At 58.3% G+C, this 21,047-nt stretch carries 22 protein-coding genes; 18 read left to right on the plus strand and 4 right to left on the minus strand.

The features are described from left to right. Positions 1-258: 258 nt before the first annotated feature. The 7 genes from AC06G8_RS07775 (at position 259) to AC06G8_RS07805 (ending at position 8,526) form a co-directional block, all read left to right on the plus strand. Positions 259-1,728: a PTS mannitol transporter subunit IIBC gene (locus tag AC06G8_RS07775; protein ID WP_480284933.1), complete on the plus strand. Its 1,470-nt coding sequence runs from the start codon at positions 259-261 to the stop codon at positions 1,726-1,728. A gap of 80 nt (positions 1,729-1,808) precedes the next feature. Then, entirely contained in the window at positions 1,809-3,998 is a 2,190-nt protein-coding gene (locus AC06G8_RS07780) for a BglG family transcription antiterminator (RefSeq protein WP_480284934.1), read from the plus strand. Between the two features lie 5 nt (positions 3,999-4,003). Next, positions 4,004-4,441 carry a PTS mannitol transporter subunit IIA gene (locus AC06G8_RS07785; RefSeq protein ID WP_447662101.1) on the plus strand — a complete coding sequence of 146 codons (438 nt, stop codon included), beginning with the start codon at positions 4,004-4,006 and terminating at the stop codon, positions 4,439-4,441. Further along, the gene (locus AC06G8_RS07790) at positions 4,438-5,577 is read left to right on the plus strand and encodes a mannitol-1-phosphate 5-dehydrogenase (RefSeq protein ID WP_480284935.1); all 1,140 of its coding nucleotides are present in this window, start codon (positions 4,438-4,440) and stop codon (positions 5,575-5,577) included. The genes AC06G8_RS07785 and AC06G8_RS07790 overlap by 4 nt, the downstream gene beginning before the upstream one ends. 45 nt (positions 5,578-5,622) lie before the next feature. Continuing rightward, positions 5,623-7,347 (plus strand): phosphoenolpyruvate--protein phosphotransferase, encoded by a 1,725-nt coding sequence (gene ptsP / locus AC06G8_RS07795; protein ID WP_447662099.1) that lies wholly within the window; start codon positions 5,623-5,625, stop codon positions 7,345-7,347. A gap of 2 nt (positions 7,348-7,349) precedes the next feature. Then, entirely contained in the window at positions 7,350-7,613 is a 264-nt protein-coding gene (locus tag AC06G8_RS07800) for an HPr family phosphocarrier protein (RefSeq protein WP_021877772.1), read from the plus strand. Between the two features lie 433 nt (positions 7,614-8,046). Next, positions 8,047-8,526 carry a hypothetical protein gene (locus AC06G8_RS07805; protein ID WP_480284936.1) on the plus strand — a complete coding sequence of 160 codons (480 nt, stop codon included), beginning with the start codon at positions 8,047-8,049 and terminating at the stop codon, positions 8,524-8,526. Between the two features lie 93 nt (positions 8,527-8,619). On the opposite strand, the gene AC06G8_RS07810 is transcribed toward AC06G8_RS07805, so the two are convergent. Further along, positions 8,620-9,075 carry a VOC family protein gene (locus AC06G8_RS07810; RefSeq protein ID WP_480284937.1) on the minus strand — a complete coding sequence of 152 codons (456 nt, stop codon included), beginning with the start codon at positions 9,073-9,075 and terminating at the stop codon, positions 8,620-8,622. Between the two features lie 140 nt (positions 9,076-9,215). Next, a complete protein-coding gene (locus tag AC06G8_RS07815; RefSeq protein WP_076358280.1) occupies positions 9,216-9,470 on the minus strand; it encodes a GlsB/YeaQ/YmgE family stress response membrane protein in 255 nt (84 codons plus the stop codon). A gap of 339 nt (positions 9,471-9,809) precedes the next feature. On the opposite strand from AC06G8_RS07815, the gene AC06G8_RS07820 reads away from it, so the two are divergent. The 5 genes from AC06G8_RS07820 to AC06G8_RS07840 all read left to right on the plus strand — a co-directional run bounded on the left by AC06G8_RS07820 (position 9,810) and on the right by AC06G8_RS07840 (position 13,607). Continuing rightward, positions 9,810-10,646: a transglutaminase domain-containing protein gene (locus AC06G8_RS07820; protein ID WP_480284938.1), complete on the plus strand. Its 837-nt coding sequence runs from the start codon at positions 9,810-9,812 to the stop codon at positions 10,644-10,646. Between the two features lie 94 nt (positions 10,647-10,740). Continuing rightward, the gene (locus tag AC06G8_RS07825; protein WP_447662095.1) at positions 10,741-11,400 is read left to right on the plus strand and encodes a hypothetical protein; all 660 of its coding nucleotides are present in this window, start codon (positions 10,741-10,743) and stop codon (positions 11,398-11,400) included. 176 nt (positions 11,401-11,576) lie between these two features. Continuing rightward, positions 11,577-12,242, plus strand: a complete 666-nt coding sequence (locus tag AC06G8_RS07830; RefSeq protein ID WP_480284939.1) for a nitroreductase family protein — start codon at positions 11,577-11,579, stop codon at positions 12,240-12,242. 125 nt (positions 12,243-12,367) lie between these two features. Then, a complete protein-coding gene (locus tag AC06G8_RS07835; RefSeq protein ID WP_447662093.1) occupies positions 12,368-12,727 on the plus strand; it encodes a DUF3243 domain-containing protein in 360 nt (119 codons plus the stop codon). Between the two features lie 193 nt (positions 12,728-12,920). Beyond that, positions 12,921-13,607 carry a TerC family protein gene (locus AC06G8_RS07840; protein WP_480284940.1) on the plus strand — a complete coding sequence of 229 codons (687 nt, stop codon included), beginning with the start codon at positions 12,921-12,923 and terminating at the stop codon, positions 13,605-13,607. A gap of 41 nt (positions 13,608-13,648) precedes the next feature. Here AC06G8_RS07840 and AC06G8_RS07845 read toward each other — a convergent pair whose 3' ends face one another. Further along, the gene (locus tag AC06G8_RS07845; protein WP_480284941.1) at positions 13,649-14,524 is read right to left on the minus strand and encodes a LysR family transcriptional regulator; all 876 of its coding nucleotides are present in this window, start codon (positions 14,522-14,524) and stop codon (positions 13,649-13,651) included. 186 nt (positions 14,525-14,710) lie between these two features. Between AC06G8_RS07845 and AC06G8_RS07850 the strand changes: the two genes are divergently transcribed. From AC06G8_RS07850 to phoU, 6 genes are all read left to right on the plus strand, one after another. Further along, positions 14,711-15,625: a phosphate ABC transporter substrate-binding protein PstS family protein gene (locus AC06G8_RS07850; protein WP_447662090.1), complete on the plus strand. Its 915-nt coding sequence runs from the start codon at positions 14,711-14,713 to the stop codon at positions 15,623-15,625. Positions 15,626-15,730: 105 nt separating this feature from the next. Continuing rightward, positions 15,731-16,747, plus strand: a complete 1,017-nt coding sequence (gene pstC, locus AC06G8_RS07855) for a phosphate ABC transporter permease subunit PstC (RefSeq protein ID WP_447662089.1) — start codon at positions 15,731-15,733, stop codon at positions 16,745-16,747. 2 nt (positions 16,748-16,749) lie between these two features. Then, entirely contained in the window at positions 16,750-17,637 is an 888-nt protein-coding gene (gene pstA, locus AC06G8_RS07860; RefSeq protein WP_447662259.1) for a phosphate ABC transporter permease PstA, read from the plus strand. Between the two features lie 25 nt (positions 17,638-17,662). After that, entirely contained in the window at positions 17,663-18,469 is an 807-nt protein-coding gene (gene pstB, locus AC06G8_RS07865) for a phosphate ABC transporter ATP-binding protein PstB (RefSeq protein WP_083688382.1), read from the plus strand. A 31-nt stretch (positions 18,470-18,500) separates the two neighbouring features. Then, on the plus strand, positions 18,501-19,256 hold the full coding sequence (gene pstB, locus AC06G8_RS07870; RefSeq protein WP_048745432.1) for a phosphate ABC transporter ATP-binding protein PstB: 756 nt from the start codon (positions 18,501-18,503) through the stop codon (positions 19,254-19,256). Positions 19,257-19,284: 28 nt separating this feature from the next. After that, the gene (gene phoU / locus AC06G8_RS07875) at positions 19,285-19,944 is read left to right on the plus strand and encodes a phosphate signaling complex protein PhoU (RefSeq protein ID WP_447662088.1); all 660 of its coding nucleotides are present in this window, start codon (positions 19,285-19,287) and stop codon (positions 19,942-19,944) included. 190 nt (positions 19,945-20,134) lie between these two features. Here phoU and AC06G8_RS07880 read toward each other — a convergent pair whose 3' ends face one another. Then, positions 20,135-20,893: a glycerophosphodiester phosphodiesterase gene (locus AC06G8_RS07880; RefSeq protein WP_480284942.1), complete on the minus strand. Its 759-nt coding sequence runs from the start codon at positions 20,891-20,893 to the stop codon at positions 20,135-20,137. Positions 20,894-21,047: the final 154 nt, after the last annotated feature.

Genomic DNA, 21,047 nt, shown 5'->3' on the forward strand with positions numbered 1-21,047 from the left:
ACAATGTAAGAATGAATCCTTCGGTTCCTGTCCCAACAGTATACCATCCGCATCGCGATGCCGCCGCAATGTCCCGAAATCGCTGGAATATTCAGATCTATTCCGGATGTTTAATAAAGTATTGTCATCAGGCTTCCTGACAATATAGCGTTTTCATTTTGTTGTTGGCGAGGAGGTTGTGGGATAGGATGAATACAGGACGAACGGCTCATGACATCTTGCTGTTCGACAGAAGATAACCATAGGGAGGTACACCTCGTGGCTAAAACCACTCCATCCTCCTCATCCGGCGGTGCCCGGGTAGGAGTTCAAAAATTCGGACGCTTCCTTAGCGGCATGGTCATGCCGAATATCGGAGCGTTCATCGCTTGGGGATTGATCACGGCCTTGTTCATACCGACAGGCTGGTTCCCGAACGAATATCTCGCCAAGCTCGTCGGCCCGATGATCACCTATCTGCTTCCTCTGCTGATCGGTTATACCGGCGGTTCGATGATCCACAAGCAGCGCGGCGGCGTCATCGGAGCACTCGTCACCATGGGCGTCATCGTCGGCACCGACATTCCGATGTTCCTCGGGGCGATGGTCGTAGGTCCCGGCGCGGCATGGGTGCTGAAGAAGTTTGACCAGGCTGTCGATGGAAAAATTCGCCCCGGCTTCGAGATGCTCGTCAACAACTTCTCGCTCGGCATCATCGGCGGCGGACTCGTCCTGGTCGCTTACGCGCTCATCGGACGCATCATCGAAGGGCTGACGAACATCCTCTCCACGGGCGTGGATTGGCTGGTCGCCCACCATCTTATTCCGCTGGTCAACATCCTGATCGAGCCGGCGAAGATCCTGTTCCTGAACAACGCGATCAATCACGGTGTCCTGAACCCGATCGCGGTCGAGCAGGCCAAGGAAGCGGGCAAGTCGATCCTGTTCATGCTCGAGTCCAACCCGGGTCCGGGCCTCGGCATCCTGCTGGCCTACATGTTCGTCGGCCGCGGAGCTGCCCGCCAGTCCGCTCCTGGCGCAGCGATCATCCATTTCTTCGGCGGGATTCATGAGATCTACTTCCCGTACATCCTGATGAACCCTCGCCTGATCCTGGCTGCCATCGCAGGCGGCGTGACCGGCACGTTCACGTTCTCCCTGTTCAGCGCAGGCCTCGTCGGACCTCCGTCCCCCGGCAGCATCATCGCTTACCTGGCGATGGCGCCGCGCGGCGAGATTCTCCCGGTTCTCAGCGGTGTGGTAACGGCTGCGGTCGTATCCTTCCTCATTGCCGCGCTGCTGCTCAAGACGAGCAAGAAGGCAGTCGAAGACGAAGACGATCTGGAAGCTGCAAACCAGCGCATGAAAGACATGAAGGCTGGCGGCACTCCGGCATCGGCCGCAGCTGCGGCATCCGAAAGCGCACGCGAAGCGACTGCAGGAATGTCCGCCGGTCTGAAAGACAAGGATGAAGTGCATAAAATCGTCTTCTCCTGCGATGCAGGCATGGGATCCAGCGCGATGGGCGCATCCATCCTCCGCAAGAAGATGAAGGCTGCAGGCTCGCCTATTGAAGTCACGAATACGGCGATCAGCGACATCCCGTCGGATGCGGACATCGTCATTACGCACAAAACGCTTACCGACCGCGCTCGCGGCGTAGCGCCGAAGGCGGAGCATATTTCCATCGACAATTTCTTGAAAAGTCCGGAATATGACGAGCTTGTCAAACGACTGACGAACGAATAATAGGCTTGAGGCGAGTGGATGCGGGCAGATTGCCGGCATCCAACCGCCTTTTTGCGGCCGTACGGGGGGGGAGCAGGCTCATGGAGCTAACGTATCGGATGCGCCAGATTCTTGATTCGCTCCTTCGTCCCCCGTACGAGATCACCGTGGCGGAAATTGCTCGTACGATCCGCGTCAGCGCCCGGACGGTGCACAGGGAATTGGACGCGGTCGAGAGCTTCCTGCATCGCAGCGGAATCATGCTTCGCCGCAAAGCCGGATCGGGGCTCAGCGTCGAGGGAGATCCGGAGCGCCTTGAAGCTCTCCGGGCTCAAGTGCTCATTCCCGAGGAGGCGGAGTACTCCTCCGATGAACGCCAGGTATACCTGCTCTGCCGCCTGCTTGCGTCCAAGGAGCCGGTGAAGCTGTTCTCGCTGGCTTCGGAGATGAAGGTGACCGTTCCGACCGTAGGAGCTGATCTGGACGACCTGTCCGAATGGACGGGGAAGCAAGGTCTGCTGCTCATCCGCAGACGGGGATACGGGGTTGAAATCACCGGTTCCGAACCTCTGCTGCGGGAAGCGGTGAGAGCGGTCGTCCGCTTGCGCCTGGATGACTTGCGGCTTATTGCCGGCAGCGACGATCAGCCGATCCACCCGGTAGACGCGATGATCGCGGGCATGGCGGGTGCGGATCGGATCGGGCTTGTGGAAGAGGCGCTCTGGAAATGGGAAGAAAGCAGCCAGCGGGAAACGCTGAGCGAAGAGTCCTATACCGATCTGCTTGTTCGGCTGTCGATCGGAGCGGTAAGAATACAAGCGGGGATGACCGTCAGCGAAGGGGACATTGACCGGCTCGCATATGCGCGCAAAAGCGCAGCCGCCGGACATGCAGCCGGCGAACCCGGCGGAAGCGAGTCCGGTTCGGCCGTTATCCTGTGCCGCATGCTGGGGGAAGCTCTCGGAATCGGATATTCCGGGGCGGAAGCCGCTTATGCAGCGGAGCTGCTGCGCCGTGCGGCCTCGCATTCTTCCGGCTCGCTGGCTGCGGATGACCTGGAGCTGGCCGGCAAGGTTCGGTCGTTCATCCGCCGCATGAGCGAGTTGGACGGGACCGATTATTCGGCGGACCGCTCGCTGCGCGACGGGCTGTTTGCCCATCTGAAGGCGGCTCTGGAGAGGCTGGGGGCAGGCCAGCGGATCCGCAATCCGTTGCTGGAGGCAATACGCAAGGAATATCCGGAGCTGTATCGGCAGGTTCGTCAGGCAGCTGATTCCGCCCTGCCCGGATTCACGGTTCCCGATGAGGAGATCGCATTTCTCGTCATGCATTTCGGGGCGTCCAGGGAGCGTCTCAGGCAAGTAAGCCAAGTCATGCGGGCAATCGTCGTATGTACGAGCGGGATCGGCTCTTCCAAAATGATTGCCGTCCGCCTGCGCAAGGAGTTCCCGCAGCTGCAGATCGTGGACCAGGCATCCTGGTATGAGGCGGCGCGCATACCGCGGTCGGATTATGACCTCATCATCAGCACGGTGGACTTGCCGCTGCCCGATGACCATTATTTGAAGCTGAGCCCGCTTCTCACCCCGCCGGAGGCGGATCGCCTCCGAGAGTTCATCCAGAGCAAGAGCTGGCAGGGGGAAGGCCTCCGGCCGAAGCCGGCCGGCGATACGGCTGTTGCCGCGGCGGAGCTGATCAAGGAATGGGAATCGCCGGCAGCCGGCACCATTTCGAATGATGCTGTCAAGCTGTCCGAAGCCGCCGTTCTTACGGGACTTGAGCAGCTTGGGGCGGCTACCAAGCAGAGCATCGAACTGTTGAACGCATTCAAGGTGCTGCAGCTCTCCGTAGACGGACGGCCCAGCCTGGAAAAGTGGCTGAGCGCCGCATGCGGACATGCGGCGCTCGGGGACACTGTGAAGGATGTCCATGCAGTCGTCGATCTGCTGCTCCGCCGCGAGGAAAACGGGACGCAGCTCATACCGGGCACGGAGCTGGCCCTCTTCCACACCCGCACCGACGCCGTGCTTAAGCCTTCTCTGTTATTGTTCGAGATGGAATCGGCATTGCGGCTGGACGGTGCGGAAGGGCTGCGGCTTGCCCGCTTCCTGCTCATGCTGGCACCCCGCCAGCTGTCGCGCGAAAGCCTCGAAGTGCTCAGCGAGGTCAGCGTCACGCTGCTGGACGACGAAATGATTCAGGCTCTCGCGGAGGGCCGGGAGGGCAGGATCAGGGAGCTGATCGCCTCCCATCTCCGCGGATATCTCAAAACAAAACTGGAAAGCGAGTGAGCAAGATGAGCATTTTATCGGCAGACAAAATCAAATTGAACGTACAGGTGGCCGACAAATTCGAAGCGATCCGCATGGCGGGCCAGATGCTGGTCGACGCCGGACATGCCGACCAGGGCTATATCGAGAAAATGATCGAGCGCGAAAACGCGCTCTCCACCTATATGGGCAGCGGACTGGCCATTCCCCATGGCACGAACGAAGCCAAAGCGATGATCAGATCGACCGGCCTTGCCGTGCTGCAGGTTCCGGGCGGCGTCGACTTCGGCGGCGATGAGCCTGCCGTGCTGATCGTCGGCATCGCCGCTCAGAACGGCGAGCATATGGATATTCTGACGAGCGTCGCGATGGTCTGCTCCGACGAGGACAACATGGAGAAGATCCGTACAGCGGGATCGGCCGAGGAAATCATCTCGATCTTCGAAAGCGGGATGGAAGAATGAAGGCTCTCCATTTCGGCGCTGGAAATATCGGTCGAGGCTTTATCGGGCTGCTGCTGTCGCGTTCCGGCTATGACGTCGTCTTCTCCGATGTGAACGAAACGCTCGTCAACGCGCTGCGGGAGCGCGGCTCCTATACGGTGACGCTTGCGGATGAAGGCGGAGAAGCAATAGAGGTGACCGGAGTGTCGGCTATCGACGGCCGCGACGCCGCTGCCGTGGCGGAAGCGGTCGCCTCGGCGGATCTGGTCACGACAGCGGTCGGAGTGCCGATCCTGAAGCATATCGCTCCCGGCATCGCGGATGGGTTGAAGCTGCGCATGGAGCGCGGCGCTTCTCCGCTGCATGTTATCGCCTGCGAGAATGCAATCGGCGCCAGCACGCAGCTCAAAGAGCATGTCTACGCCCTGCTCGGGCCTGAGGATGCCAGTCGTGCGGCAGCGGCGGCAGCGTTCCCCGATTCGGCCGTCGATCGGATCGTGCCGATCCAGCATCATGAGGATCCTCTTGCCGTTACCGTGGAGCCATTTTACGAATGGGTCGTCAACCGCTCGCAGATGCTGCCCGGATCGCAGGAAATCAGCGGCGTGCATTATGTGGACGATCTCGTGCCTTACATCGAGCGCAAGCTCTTCACCGTAAACACCGGCCATTGCAGCGCTGCCTATGCGGGATACCGCAAAGGTTACGAAACGATCCAGCAGTCGATGCAGGACGAGGAGATCGTGAAGCTTGTCTCGGGGGCGCTGGCGGAGACGGGCGCGATGCTCGTGAAGGCTTACGGATTCGACGAGGGCGAGCATAAGGTCTACATCGATACGATCCTCGACCGCTTCCGCAATCCGTATCTCACCGACGAGGTCGTGCGCGTCGGCCGCTCTCCGATCCGCAAGCTGTCTCCGGACGACCGGCTGATCCGGCCGGCGCTTCGTGCCCTGGAGCAGGGCGGACATGCGGACTCCTTGGCCGAGGTGATGGCGCTGGCCTTGAAGTTCGACTACGCCGAGGATCCCCAAGCAGCCAGGCTGCAGGAAATGATTGCTGCGAACGGGGCTGCCGCAGCCTTCAGCGAAGTGAGCGGAGTGGAGTCCGGCCATCCGCTCGCTGTGAGCGTCATCGAGAAGTTCAACCGGGTATAAAACAGACAGAGACAACGAGTGCGATAGAGAAAGAAGGAGTTCAGAATGAGCCAACTGATTACTGGAGTAGCCGCATCGCCCGGAATCGCGATCGCGAAGGCATACCGCCTTCAGCAGTCGGAGACGGTTCCTTCGCGCAAGCCCGCAGAGGATGCCGGAGCGGAGAAGCAGCGGCTGAAGGAGGCCGTCGAGGCGGCCCGGGTCGATATCGACCGCATTCGGGAGCGGACGCTGGAGAAGCTGGGCGCGCAGAAGGCGGAAATATTCGAAGCGCATCTGTTCCTGCTCGACGATCCCGATCTGATCGACGCCGCGATGGACATGATCGACAGCGATGGAGTGGATGCCGCTTATGCGCTGCATGAAGTGTCCTCGTCCATCATCGACGTGCTCCGATCCATGGACAACGAGCTGCTGAGGGAACGCGCCGCGGACGTGAAGGACGTTGCCGGGCGGGTCATCAGCAAGCTGGAAGGCCGCGAGCACAGCGCGCTGTCGGAGCTGGACGAGGAGACGATCCTCATCGCGAACGATCTTACGCCGTCCGATACCGCTCAGCTCGATCTCGATTACGTGCGCGGCTTCGTGACGGAGATCGGCAGCCGCACTTCCCATTCCGCAATCATGGCCCGTTCCCTGGAGCTTCCCGCCGTCGTAGGCGCGGGAGCCGCCGCGGCGCGTATCGAGTCCGGCAGCATCGTCATTCTGGATGCGGTTGGAGGCGAGGTGATCGTCGATCCTTCCGATTCCCAGCTTCAGGACTATCAAGCCCGCAAGCGGGAATACGAGGACTACAAGCTGCGCATGCAGCAGTTCGTGAACCGTCCTTCCGTCACGTCCGACGGCCATGAGGTGGAGCTGGCCAGCAACATCGGCGGCGTCGAGGATCTGGAGAAGGTGCTGGCGAATGGCTCGGACGGCATCGGATTGTTCCGGACGGAGTTCCTTTATATGGGCCGTTCGACGTTCCCGTCAGAGGAAGAGCAGTTCACCGTCTACAAGCATGTGCTGGAGAAAATGAACGGCAAGCGCGTCGTCATCCGCACGCTCGACATCGGCGGAGACAAGGAGCTTCCTTACTTGACGCTGCCTAAGGAAGCGAATCCGTTCCTCGGCCTCCGCGCCGTCCGGCTCTGCCTGGAGCGGCAGGATCTGTTCCGCGCCCAGCTCCGCGCGTTGCTGCGGGCGAGCGCCCATGGAAAGCTGGCGATCATGTTCCCGATGATCGCTGTCGTCAGCGAGCTTCGCGAAGCGAAGCGCATCCTGGCGGAGGAGCGGGCCTCTCTGGAATCCGAGGGCGTGCCGGTATCCAATTCGCTCGAGGTCGGAATCATGATCGAGATTCCGGCAGCGGCGCTGAATGCCGAAGCGCTTGTGAAAGAAGTGGATTTTTTCAGCATCGGCACGAACGATCTCATCCAGTACACGATGGCGGCAGACCGCATGAACGAATCGGTCGCGTATCTGTACCAGCCGCATCATCCATCCATCCTGAGGCTGGTGAACATGGTCATTCAAGCTGCGAAAAAGCACGGCAAATGGGCCGGCATGTGCGGCGAGATGGCTGGCGATTCGGCGGCGATCCCGCTGCTGCTCGGCATGGGCTTGCATGAATTCAGCATGAGCGCATCCTCGGTGCTGCCGGCGCGCGAGCTGGTGTCGCGCCTGTCGCAGCAGGACTGGGCCGTGCTGGCCGAAGAAGCTCTCGGCATGGACTCGCAGCAGGAAGTACTCGATTTTGTCAATCAACAACTAAGGAGTGAAGCATAATCATGGCAACCGGAACTTTCACCGTCATTCATCCGCAGGGCTTCCATGCCCGTCCGTCCAAGCTGTTCGTGGAAAAGGCAAGCTCTTTTCCTTGCAAGGTGACGCTGCATAAGGGCAGCAAGAAAGCCAACGGCAAAAGCTCTCTCGGTCTTTTGACGCTCGGAATCGCCGCAGGCGACGAGATCACGGTTGAGACCGAAGGTGAGCAGGAAGAGCAGGCGCTGCAGGAGCTTGGCGCGATGCTGACGAAAATTTACGAGGAATAGGGTTTCAAACAGAATGCATACAAGCCGTTTGGCGGCGCCGCTTGAGAGCGGCTGTCGCCAAACGGCTTTTTTAATTCCGTTGCATAGGAAGGATGCTGGATGACATCAGCTTAAAATGGAATCATCAATAAAATAAACGGACTTTTCAAAAAAATGAATTCATGCCGAAAGGGAGGGGATTGAAATAAACGTACAATAAATCCAAATCAAACGGGTCCGTGAGCATACTATTTTCTTTCTTGAGTTATATTTCCGAATGCCAAAGAATAAACTGAATTCAATGCCTTGTCGTTCTCGACGAGCGATGCCGATGCCGGCGAAATTTAATGCTTTCTTAAGAGTCGCTTAAACCGGGCTTAACCTAGGCCCGTTACAATTAAGCATACAAGCGGCTTGTCCGGGCATCCGGACGCCGGCGAAAGGCGGTATGAACGTGGACCAAAAACAAGGACTTGATCTCCCGGCTGTCAACGATGCGGCGAGGACTTCAAGGAGTGACCGCAAATCCAGGCAAGCCCGGCTGATCGCAGCCAGCGCTCTTCTGCTGATGCTGTCGATGAGCAGCGCGATGTCCGTCCCTTCCCGCGCGCATGCATCGGCAGCCGCTCTGGAGAAGACGCAGTCCGACCGGATCGACGCAAGCCGCATAGGGTGGGCGGCTGCGGCCGCGCAAGCGGCGGGACTGCCTGTAGACCAGCTCGTGGAGCGGCTGAGGAACGGAGAGACGCCGGCCGAAGCGGCCAGCTTGTCCAGCAGCGCGGAGGACGCCGTCATCCGCGGCGTCTATCGGCCATGGGAAGCGGAACTGGAGCGCCAGCTCTCCTCCGGGGAACTGACCGAGGCTCAGGCAGAAGCCCAAAAAAGCGCGCTGCTGACTGCGGCGCGCGGGCTCGTAACAGGCGAGTGGAGCTGAAAAAGGGAACAAGCCTAAAAGAAGACACTGACAATGAGCCAGCGTCTGCATAGGCGGTAGGAAGCTGAGCGAATCGACGCAATCAGCGAACAGCTAGCGTGACAGCTCGTCCCACTGCTCCAGCGAGAGCTTATCCGTTATATGCCTCATTGTTTCGGGTACTTCCACGGCGCACATGAACTCCAGGCTGTTGCCGTCCGGATCGTTGAAATAAACCGAGGCATTGCCCTGATGAGGGCGCACGAACGGAGCCGTGGACGACCTCCCGCCGAACGGCACCGGCTGGATGCCCCGTTCACGGAGCCATTTCTCGGCATGCCGAAGATGCTCGTAGCCGACCCGGAACGCGACATGCCGCAGGGAAGGATGGTAGGGGGTGCCGGCTTCCTTGCCTTCCCAAAGTCCTAGCCAGCTGACGCCTTCCTGAAGCCAGAAAAAGGCGGTATCCTCGTCTCGCCAGGCAAGCTTCAGTCCGAGCCGGCTGTAGAATTCCATGGATTTCTCCAGGCTGCTGACCGGCAGATGGGCTTCATAGAGACCTGATATCATAATGACGATCCAACCTCCCTAACAAGAATAAGACAAGGATACCTTCTCTTGCTCCGCTCTGCCAATAGCGCATAAAAAAACCGCCCGAGCCGGGCGGTTTTTTTATGCGCTATATTTCATAGGCGTTGTACGGCTTCCAATTAAGAAGCTCTGCGCATGCTTCCGAGAATAAGGCTGACGATCGCGACCAGCACGATAGCTCCGATCAAAGCCGGAATGAAGTAGAAACCTCCGACGACAGGACCCCACTCGCCGATCAGCATGGAACCGAGCCATGCGCCGACAAACCCCGCAATGATGTTCCCGATGATGCCGCCCGGAACGTCGCGGCCTACGAGCATGCCCGCCAGCCAGCCGATAATGCCTCCTACAATCAATGCCCATAACCATGTCATGATGATTTCCTCCCTTTTCTTCTTTCAGTGTTGTGTTTGCCTCATGCCATTAAGTAACCCCTGCCGCGGATTTAGAATCAGGCTGCAGGCGAGGCTCTTCGGAACATGCCCAGACGGCAGTACCTTGAATCCGGTCTCTATACGACCCATATAGAAGAAGCGGAAAATTTATAATAGGCTTAAAGAACTATTTCTATAGTCATATATAAATTATGAAATGGTTCGATCCGAATAATCTAGTAAACAAATACCCGCTACTTGCGAACTACAGAATGATATATTGATAGTTCGATAGATACATAATGGATGAGACCGCGGGATCAAACGGAGGTTATCGGAATGAAGGTTATTTCCTCAGGATTCGAAGGATGGCTCAGAAGGATCGTCGCCGCAGCCGCGGCAGCCGCTTTGATCGCAGCTCCCCTGCAGGCGTCGGCGGCGGAGCCTCCGGCTGCAGCCGCCGTTTATGTCGCAGGAGGCGCCTACGCGGCCGATTCCTTCGAGGAAGCGGCATCCATCGTCTACGGCGTCATGAAGCAGTCGTACGGGACTTCCGTCACGGTCAACTATGCAGGCGACACATCCGACTTGGCCAAGCAGCTGGACAAGTTGTTCAAGCGGATCGGAAGCAAGGACGACTACATGCGCTTTGTATTGAAGAAAATGAGCTGGAGCTGGACGAGCACCAGAAACCAGGCTGCCATCACGTTCAAGATGGAGTATTGGGAAACAGCCGAGCAGAGCGAATATGTCCGCAAAACGGCGAAGGAAGCCGTCGATTCGCTGCTGAAGCCGGGCATGACGGACAGGCAGCAGGTGAAAGCGATCCACGACTGGGTGATCGGCCGATTCGCCTATGATTATTCGCTATCCAGCCATTCGGCGTACGATGGCCTGGCGAAGGGCGGGAGCACCGTATGCCAGGGCTATGCTCTGATGACTCAGCGGATGCTGGAGGCGGCTGGATTCGAAAGCCGGATCGTATACGGGGACTCCAAGGGATCCAAGCATGTATGGAATCTGGTCAGGCTGGGAGATTCGTGGTTCCACCTGGACACGACCCTTGACGAGGGCGGCGCCGCGAAGCCGGGGACGGCCTACCTGCTGGTGTCGGACGACGGGATCAGCAAGGATCACAGCTGGATCCGTTCCGAGTATCCGGCGGCAAGAGCATGAAAAAAGGAAGTTTATTCCTCTGTTGAAATCGCTTTATGGCTTTCCCTTTCCTATGCGGAATGGTAAGATGGACGCATGATAGGAGGATGCGTGCATGACGACAAACAATGATACCGAAGACAAGCAGGCAACTCCGGGAACCGAAGTTCCTGAAGGACAGCCCGGACTAACCGAAACCGAATTGATGAACATGATATCGGCGCTCTACCAGCATGGAGAGACGGCGCTTAGAACGTTTTACCAGGATGAATACGAAGTGGACGGGCAGGTCATCAGCCACCCCATGTACGGACCTCTCGTCATGTACAGGCTGACGGATCCTAACGGCAACTTGTATACATGCGGATTTTTCATGAACGAGCTCGTCCAGAACTTCCAGAAAAACGAAGACCCGGCCTTATGGTTATCTTCTTTCTTCGTGGATATTCTAAGGGGAGAACGCAGCAGGCTCGTGCCGCCTCCGCCTCAAAACGAAGACGAAGCGAAGTATCTGTTCGACCAGGTCATCGTCCCGCATATCGCCAAGACGGTCCGCGAGGAGTTCGCTCCGGAGTCGGTTCATGTCGATATCGATGTCCATCCCGAGCATGGGCCGGTTGTCGAAGCCGGATTCCCGTCCATCACCGACGGGAACAACGTCGTCGCCCTGCCGTTCCATTATCTGCTCGCGCTCCATCTGCTCAACAGGGATACGGCGGATCCGCTTGTCACCGGCATGTACAAGATCCGCGAGGAACATGGACTGGATGCGTAATTGAACGTCTGCACGCAAGTGCAGCATGCAAGGCGGACAGGCACGGATCAGCGATCCGCGCCTGTCTCTTTTTTAACGACAAAACCATTTATTCCTATCCGTTGACACGGATATCCTAGGATGATACTATACTGTAATCAATAGAGATACAGTTGACGATGAGGAGAGTGCAGAGAATGTCCACCATTTCTGAGCAAAGCAAGGTCCAACAGCCGGTCATCGATTTTCACACGGTCATCAAGGAACGCCGTTCCGTCCGCAAGTATGACGCTTCCCATAAGCTGACGGATGAGGAGATCCGGGAGCTGCTGTCCGCAGCCGTGCTGGCGCCTTCGGGCAGCAACATGCAGCCATGGCGCTTCATCGTCATTACGGATCCGGAATTGAAGCAAAAGCTTCTTCCGGTAGCCTTCAACCAGGAGCAGGTCGTGGCGTCCTCCGCCGTCATCGCCGTGCTTGTCGATCTGGAGTCCTACAAGGAAGCGCCGCGCATCTATGCCAAGGCGGTCGAGGCTGGTTATATGAACCAGGAAACAGCCGACACGCTGATCGGCAACATGAACAAATTCTACGGTGGTCTCAGCCGTGACCGCTTGCTGCATGGAGCCTTGATCGACGGCGGCCTGGTGTCCCAGCAGCTGATGCTGGCCGCACGCGCCAGAGGGCTGGATACAGTACCGATGGCAGGCTACAATACGGAGCAGTTCCGCGAGATGTTCGGCGTATCGGAGCGTTATGCGAACGTCATGCTGATCGCCGTCGGCAAGGCAGCCGAGCCGGGCCATCCGACCGTCCGTCTTTCCGTAGACGATGTGACGAGCTGGAACGGATTCCATCAATAAATAATTTCTCGGAATGGACCTTCGCTGGCATGCGGGAGGTCCATTCCTTCGTTTAAGGCGAATATCCCCGGGGTAATGAAGGCTCAAGCAGGACAAACCCTTTACCCCGAGAGGATGAAATGACTATGGCACAAGAGCAGGATATCAAGAACGGCGCGGAAGCCTACGACAAAGTCAAGGAAACGATCGGCAAGATGGACGAGGGCAAAAAAGAACAGATTCTCGCCAGCTTCGGCGAATTCAAAAGCTATTTGGGCAACCGGATCGATCTAGCGAGGAGAATCGGCCTCGATGAAGAGCAGCTGGCTGTAGCCGCCGAGAAAGTCGCCGATTACCTGGCCAAGCACGAAGAGCCCCGCAACAGCGAGGAGAAGCTGCTGCAGGAGCTGTGGAAGGTCGGCAAGGACGATGAGCGCCACAAGCTCGCTCATATGCTGGTCCGCTTGAGCCAGGAAACGAACGAGCCTGTTATCGAGCGCTCCTAGCAGGATGAGAAGGCATCTGTCCGAGGCTGCATCGCAGCCCGGATTAGATGCCTTTTCGTTTGGGTTTCAAGACAAGCCGAGTATAGGAAGAATTTGATATAGGTTTTATAATATGTTTACATATAATAAGTTTACTCATCAAGATTATGGACGGGCAGCAGGCTGCAGCCTGCTCCGGAAAGAAGGACTTGCGTTGGAATTTTGGGTTGGATTGTTGGAATTGATCCTGATCAATATCGTCCTGAGCGGAGACAACGCGGTCGTCGTAGCGATGGCAAGCCGCAAGCTGCCTCCCGAACAGCAAAAAAAGGCGATCCTGTGGGGCAGCATCGGTGCCATCGGACTGCGGGTCATTCTGACGTTCGTGGCGGTGAAGCTGCTCTCGATTCCTTACCTGCAGCTTGCCGGAGCCATCCTGCTCGTCTATATCGCCGTGCAGCTTCTCCAGACCGGAGACAAGGGAGAGGAAATCGAGGCAGGCGGCTCTCTGGGCGCGGCGATCCGGACGATCATTCTCGCGGATCTGGTCATGAGCCTCGACAATGTGCTGGCCATGGCAGGCGCCGCGCAAGGCAACTACCTGCTCATCTTCATCGGCCTCGCCATGACGGTTCCCCTCATTATATGGGCAAGCAAGCTGCTCGTCATGATTATGGACAAGTATCCGATCATCGTCATACTTGGAGCCGCGCTACTCGGCTACACGGCAGGGGAAATGCTTCTGGACGACAAGGCGGTCGGGGAGAAGCTGTCCGGTTTGTTCGCTTATGCGGACTATGTCATCCCGGTCGTCATCGCAATTGCTGTGCTGGTGGCCGGGCGTCTCCTGAACAGCCGCCATTCGTCGGCGGAACCGAAGCCGGAGGCGGGGGACCGCTGAGCGGTAGATCGCCGCTGCAAGCCGGATACGGCTCGCGCAGCTTATTCCGTCGGGCTCTGCAGCCAGGAGGATATCGCCAGCCGCGCTTCGGATGGAAGCCTGGAGTCGAGCTTGAGTTCAAGCTGATAGGGCGGAATGCCGTTCAGCGGCAGCAGCAGCAGCCGGCTCGGATCCGGCAGGACGCAAGTTGTTGCTTCGGCAAAGCGGGAATTCGAAAATATAGGCACGACAGCCATGCCAAGCCCGGCCGCTGCGAGCGAAGCCGCCATGCCGGAATCCGGCACTGTGTGTCCTTCTTCCAGATTCAATCCTCTTGCGGCCGCCCAGGACAAGATTTGGCTTCGCAGCCGGCTGCCAGCAGGCGGCGCGATCCAGGGCTTGCCCGATTCCATGGCAGCCTGCGCGGCTTGGATGCCTGCTGCCTGGGCCCATTCACGGGAGACGGCCAGTCTAAGGTCGGCATGGGGAAGGGGCAGCCAGTCTGCTTCAGCCGTTTCTTGCCGCTCCCTAATATGGATATCGGCATGCATATCGGGCCCTTCTTCGTTACGGAGCCATTCGATTCCGTACCCGGCCGGATCCAGCGCGAATGCGGTGAATGCCGCCATGATGCTGCTGCAAGAAGCGTCCGTCAGCAAAGACAAGCGCTTGAGGCTGCCTCCCCGGAGCCTCATCTCGCGAGCGGCTTCCTCCTGCAGCGCCAGCATCTTCAGCGCGTATCGATGAAGCCTGCGGCCTGCGTCTGTCAGAAGGATCCGGCCTGTCTTCATCTCGAACAGCGGCATTCCCCATTCTTCCTCCATCGACTTCATATGAAAGGTCACCGTAGGCTGCTTCAGGCCCAGTTCCTGAGCGACCAAGGTGACTTTTTTCAGTTGTTCGATGAGCACGATAATTCTCCATTTGATCAACGTCATGATAAATGACCTCATTCCGGATAGAGTATAGATTCAGTATATCATTTTGATGGATATTCACAGAGTACATCTATTCAATTTTACAATTGCCTTTACAAACCGAAGATATCCCTTTAACAAGGAACTTGTACAATAAGTCTTGTGAGGCAGAACAAACTTGGTTCTCGGAAGGGGATTTAAAACGAAATGAAGAAAACGATGTTGGTCCTGATGACGATGGTGCTTGCGCTGACGCTGGCAGCCTGCGGAAGCAAAGCAAACGACAACGGCACGAACAATGCAGCAGGCGGCTCCGAGCTCAGCGGTTCCATCCTGGCAGCAGGCTCGACGGCTATGCAGCCGCTGGTTGAGCAGGTGTCCAAGAAATTCATGGCCGACTCCCAATATTCCAACATCACCGTTCAAGTCCAAGGCGGCGGCAGCGGCACCGGCCTGACGCAAGTATCCGAAGGCCAAGCCGATATCGGCAACTCCGACATCTTCGCCGGCGAGAAATTCAAAGATGCCGATGCGGCGAAAGCTCAAGAGCTGGTTGACCATCAAGTCGCAGTTGTAGCCATGGCAACGGTCGTGAACAAGGAAGTCGGCATCGACAACCTGACGAAGCAGCAGCTGGTCGATATCTTCACCGGCAAGATCACGAACTGGAAAGACGCTGGCGGCAAAGACGAGAAAATCGTCATCGTCAACCGTCCATCCAGCTCCGGAACTCGCAAGACGTTCGAGAAATACGCACTTGGAACGGCATCCCAAGACCTTCCCGGCAACATTCAAGAAGATTCCTCCGGCACGGTCAAGAAGCTTGTCGGCGAAACTCCTGGAGCGATCGGCTACCTGGCTCTCTCCTACCTGGACGATTCCGTCAAAACGATCAAGCTTGACGGCGTAGACGCTACGGCCGACAACGTGAAATCCGGTTCTTATCCGGTATGGGCTTACGAGCACATGTACACGAAAGGCGAGCCTAACGAAATCGTGAAAGCTTTCATCGACTACATGCTGAGCGACGACGTTCAAAAAACGGACATCACGGATCTGGGCTACATCTCGATCCACGAGATGCAAGTAAAACGTGACGAAGCAGGCAATATTACGAAATAAGATCAGTTGCGCCAATGGCGCGCTGCAGCAGGCCAAGAGCGCGGAAACACTTCCGCGCCTTGGCTTTGCGCCATGATAATGCCAAGGCGTAAGGAGAGATGAGAAATGAACGCCATGAGACAAACTTCCCCGGGCGGCCCCGGAGACGCAAAGCCTGCAGCAGCGCCAGCCGAAGGCAAGCCTGATTCCGCCGGAGCCAAGAAGGGGGGGCCTTCCGCCGGCAATCCAGCTCGGCCGAAGCGTTCCAGACGCAGCCGCGCAGCGAGCGAATGGCAGGGCAAAGCCTATACCCTTATTTGCGTAGCCATACTTATTGTCACGATTTTTTCGATGGTCTTTTTCGTCGCATCCAAAGGGCTTGCCACCTTTTTCAAAAACGGGGTCAGCGTACCGGAGTTCCTGACCGGCATCAAGTGGTCGCCGGACGGCGAGCCGCCTTCTTTTGGCGCGCTTCCGTTCATTACGGGTTCGTTCGCGACTTCCATCCTTGCGGCCTGCATCGCGGCGCCGCTCAGCTTCTGCGCGGCCGTCTTCATGACGGAGCTGATGCCTAAGTTCGGCAAACGCTTCATGCAGCCGGTCATCGAGCTGCTCGCCGGCATTCCGTCGGTCGTGTACGGCTTTGTCGGCCTCAGCGTCGTCGTGCCGTTCCTGCGCTCGATCTTTCCCGGACAGGGACTCGGCATCGCGGCGGGCGCGATCGTCCTGTCGATCATGATCCTTCCGACGATCACCTCGATCGCCACGGATGCCTTGTCCAATCTGCCGCGCGGCCTCAAGGAAGGCAGCTATGCGCTCGGAGCTACCCGCTGGCAGACGATTTCCCGCAGCATATTGCCCGCTGTGCTCCCTTCGATGCTCACCGGCGTCGTGCTCGGCATCGCCCGCGCGTTCGGCGAGGCGCTTGCGGTGCAGATGGTCATCGGCAACTCGCCGCATATTCCCAGATCCCTGTTCGAGTCGGCTTCCACGCTGACGAGCGTCATTACGCTGAGCATGGGCAACACGGTCAAAGACACCGTGCAGAACAACGTTCTTTGGAGCCTGGCGCTCGTCCTGCTCGTCATGACGTTTGTATTTGTCGGCATTGTACGCCTTCTGGAGAGGAGAGCACGCAGATGAGAATGTCCAACAGAACGGCAGACCGCATCGCGACCGCCGTATTCTATTTCTTCGCTTTCCTGATCATCGCCGTCCTGGCTTCGTTGATCGGATTCATCCTGTACCGAGGCCTCGGACAGATCAGCTGGCATTTCCTGACCTCTCCTCCAGAGACGTTCAAGACGGGAGGCGGCATCGGGCCGCAGCTCTTCAACTCCTTGTTCCTGCTTGTCCTGACTATGATCATAACGGTTCCCCTCGGCATCGGGGCCGGCATCTATATGGCGGAATATTCGCGACCGGGACGGTTCACGGACTTCATCCGCCTCGTTGTCGAAGTGCTTTCTTCCTTCCCTTCCATCGTCGTCGGCCTGTTCGGCCTGCTTGTGTTCGTGCAGTATTTCGACCTTAAGTTCTCGCTGCTCGCAGGAGCGCTGGCTCTGACGGTATTCAACCTGCCGCTCATGGTAAGGATCACCGAGCAAGGCATCCGCGGAGTGCCGCGTGAACAGAAGGAAGCCGGGCTTGCGCTCGGCCTGACGCGCTGGCATACGATCACCAAGGTGCTGCTGCCGGTATCGCTGCCGACTATTCTGACCGGCACCATCCTGGCTGCGGGCCGCGTCTTCGGCGAAGCGGCGGCGCTGCTGTTCACGGCGGGCATGAGCTCTCCGCGCCTGGACTTCACGGACTGGAATCCGCTCAGCCCGGTATCGCCTCTCAATCCACTGAGGCCTGCCGAGACGCTGGCGGTCCACATCTGGAAGATCAACAGCGAAGGCGTCGCGCCCGACGCGGCGCAGATCGCCGCCGGCGCATCGGCGGTGCTCATCCTGACCGTGCTGCTGTTCAACCTCGGGTCGCGCTGGCTGGGCCGCTTCCTTTACCGCAAGCTGACCGCATCTCGTTAATCTCATCTGAGGAGGCTATAATTCCATGGCATTGTCTACACAGTCGGCCCCCGGGGCCCGTGCAGAGGAACACGCCGGGACGGATGCGCTGAGCGCGGATAACCTGAGCGTATTTTACGGGGAAAAGGAAGCGGTGAAAAAGGTCAGCCTGCGCTTCGCCAAGGGAAGCGTCAACGCCTTGATCGGTCCTTCCGGCTGCGGCAAGTCGACGTTCCTGCGCAGCCTGAACCGGATGAACGACACCATTCCCGATGCCCGCATGACCGGGAGCATCTGGTTCGACGGAGCGGACATCAATGCTCCGGGCACCGATGTCGTCTCCCTGCGGCAGCGGATCGGAATGGTCTGGCAGAAGCCGAATCCGTTCTACAAGTCGATCTACGAGAACATCGCCTTCGGTCCGCGCTATCATGGCGTGAAGAAGAAGCGGGAGCTGGACGAGATCGTGGAATCCTGCCTGCGCCGCACGGCTCTCTGGGAGGAGACGAAGGATCGTCTCAACCAGTCCGCGCTGTCGCTGTCCGGCGGCCAGCAGCAGCGTCTGTGCATCGCCCGCACGCTGTCGGTCGAGCCGGAAGTGCTGCTTATGGACGAGCCGGCGTCGGCGCTGGATCCCGTCTCCACGTCCAAGATCGAAGAGCTGATTTCGGAGCTGAAGCAGGAATACTGCATTGTCATCGTCACGCATAACATGGCCCAAGCCGCCCGTGTGTCCGACAAGACAGCATTCTTCTATATGGGCAACCTGATCGAGCACAACGATACGAACATCATTTTCACGAATCCGGAAAACAAGCAGACCGACGATTACATCTCGGGCCGCTTCGGCTAAGATTCCAAGACGAATGGGAGCAGGGGACACTATGAACCAGGTAATGGAGATCGACCGTCTTAATTTGCATTATGGAGACTTTCACGCCCTGAAGGAGATCAATCTCGGCATTCCCGAAAAAACCGTGACGGCCTTCATCGGACCGTCCGGCTGCGGCAAGTCCACCTTCCTCCGCACGCTGAACCGGATGAACGATCTCGTGCCGGGCGTTCAGATCGGCGGCAGCGTCAAGCTGGACGGGCAGGATATCTACGGCGCGGACACCGACGTGGAAGTGCTCCGCAAGCGTGTCGGCATGGTGTTCCAGCAGCCCAATCCTTTTCCCAAGTCGATCTTCGACAATGTCGCCTATGGTCCGCGCCTGCACGGCATCCGGGACAAATCCCGCCTGAACGACATCGTCGAGCGCAGCCTGCGAGGCGCCTCGCTGTGGGAGGAAGTGAAGGATCTGCTCGGCAAGTCCGCGCTGAGCCTCTCGGGAGGCCAGCAGCAGCGGCTGTGCATCGCGCGCGCTCTCGCCGTTGAGCCGGAGGTGCTGCTCATGGACGAGGCGACGTCCGCTCTGGACCCGATCTCGACGCTCAAGATCGAGGAGCTCGTCCGCGAGCTCAAGAAAGAGTACACGATCGTCATGGTGACGCACAACATGCATCAGGCGGCCAGGGTTTCCGACCGCACGGTATTTTTCCTCAATGGAGAGCTCGTGGAAGCGGAAGAGACGGAGAAGCTGTTCTCCAATCCTACGGATGCGCGGACGGAAGACTATATTACAGGGCGATTCGGTTAAGGCTGAAGCCGGGAGAGGGAGAGAGAACGTGATCAAACGCAAGGAGCTTGACGAAGGACTGGATCAATTGAAGGCCATGCTGGTCGAAATGGGAGACCATGTCGAATCGGCGCTGACCAAATCCATGCATTCCCTCATCCATATCAATGCCAAGGAAGCGGCTCAGATCATCCAGGAGGATCCGGAGCTGAACCGCCTGGAGGAGAAGATCACCGAGCTCGGCTCCAAGCTGATCGCGACGCAGCAGCCGGTCGCCAAGGACCTGCGCCGCATTCTCGTGGCGTTCCGGATCTCGGGTGACCTGGAGCGGATGGGCGATCTGTCCGTCGACATTGCCAAGGTCGTCATGCGTCTGGACGGCCAAGAGCTGATCAAGCCGCTGATCGACCTGCCGCGCATGGCGGAGACCGTGCAGACGATGATCTTCGAATCGATCCAATCCTACGTGCAGGAGAACGTGGATCTGGCCTACAAGATGGCCAAGGACGACGACATTGTCGATGCCCTCTATTCGCAGATCATCCGTGAGATGTTCACGATCATGGTCGAGAATCCACGTGCGATCAACCAAGCGATGCTGCTCAGCTTTGTCGGCCGCTATATCGAACGCATCGCCGACCATGCGACGAACATCGGCGAGAGCGTCACTTACCTCGTCACAGGCAAGCGCCCGGATTTGAACGTATGATGCCCAAAGCCCCTCGCTCCCATGCGAGGGGCTTTTTCGTCTTTTTTTCAACATGGAGAACAGTATTCAGCGTGGAAATCGAGGCAGATCGTTCATGCCGAACCGATGCCGCTCCGCAGGGCTGAGCTCGATCGTCTTCATATGAAAATAAAGAAAGCCTGCACGAAATGTGCAGGCTGTTTGCGTGACCTCAACGGCGGCTCAGATGCTCCATCAATCGGCCCGGATAGTCGGTGATGATGCCGGTCACACCGATGGCTACAAGACGGTCCCATTCGGCGGGATGATTGGCCGTGTAAGGATAGATGCGGAGCCCTGCGGCGACGGCGTCCTCGGCATCCTTGGCTCCGATGAGGCCGTGATGCGGATGGAGCGACCATACCTCCGTCTCCAACAGCGCCGCATAGGACGCATGATGGATGAGATCGGCGGCGTACAGCAGTCCGATGCGGAGCTCCGGCTCGGCTTGCTTCAGCCTGAGGAGCAGCTTGTGGTCGAAGGAGGACACGACGGTGCGCTCCAGGCGGCTTTCCCTGCGGAGGCAATCAAGCAGCGCCTCGTCCAGCCGGGCTCCTCCGGAATCCTTTACTTCGACGTTGATCTCGATAGGGGCCGGGAGGAGATCGTAGACTTCCTCCAGAAACGGCACTCGTTCCCCGGCAAACGAAGGCGAGAACCAGCTCCCGGCGTCCGCCTCGCGGATGGCGTCCGAATGCAGGGAGCGGATCGCTCCCGTGCGGTCCGTCGTCCGGTCGAGCGTATCGTCATGGCAGACGATGAGCTTGCCGTCCTCCGACAAGTGAATGTCCAGCTCCACCATATGGCTTCCTTGCTCGGCCGCAAGCCTGAAGCTCGCGAGCGTGTTCTCGGGCGCCTCCCCGGCTGCGCCTCTATGCCCGATCACGATCGGGCCGCCTGCATTTCCGTCCTGCTCGATTTCCCCTGTCATCCTCTTGTTCCCTCCCAGTCGGGCTCCGTTCCGGCAGAAGCCGCTTTCGGCGATCCCGTTCGCCATCATTATATGCCGTCTCTGAAAGCCTGTCTCCCATGGATTTGCAATCTAAAGAAATCTTTAGAAAGAGATCCCTGCTATCCGGCAAGCG

The sequence above is a fragment of the Paenibacillus sp. SJS-P3 genome, from assembly GCF_056711585.1.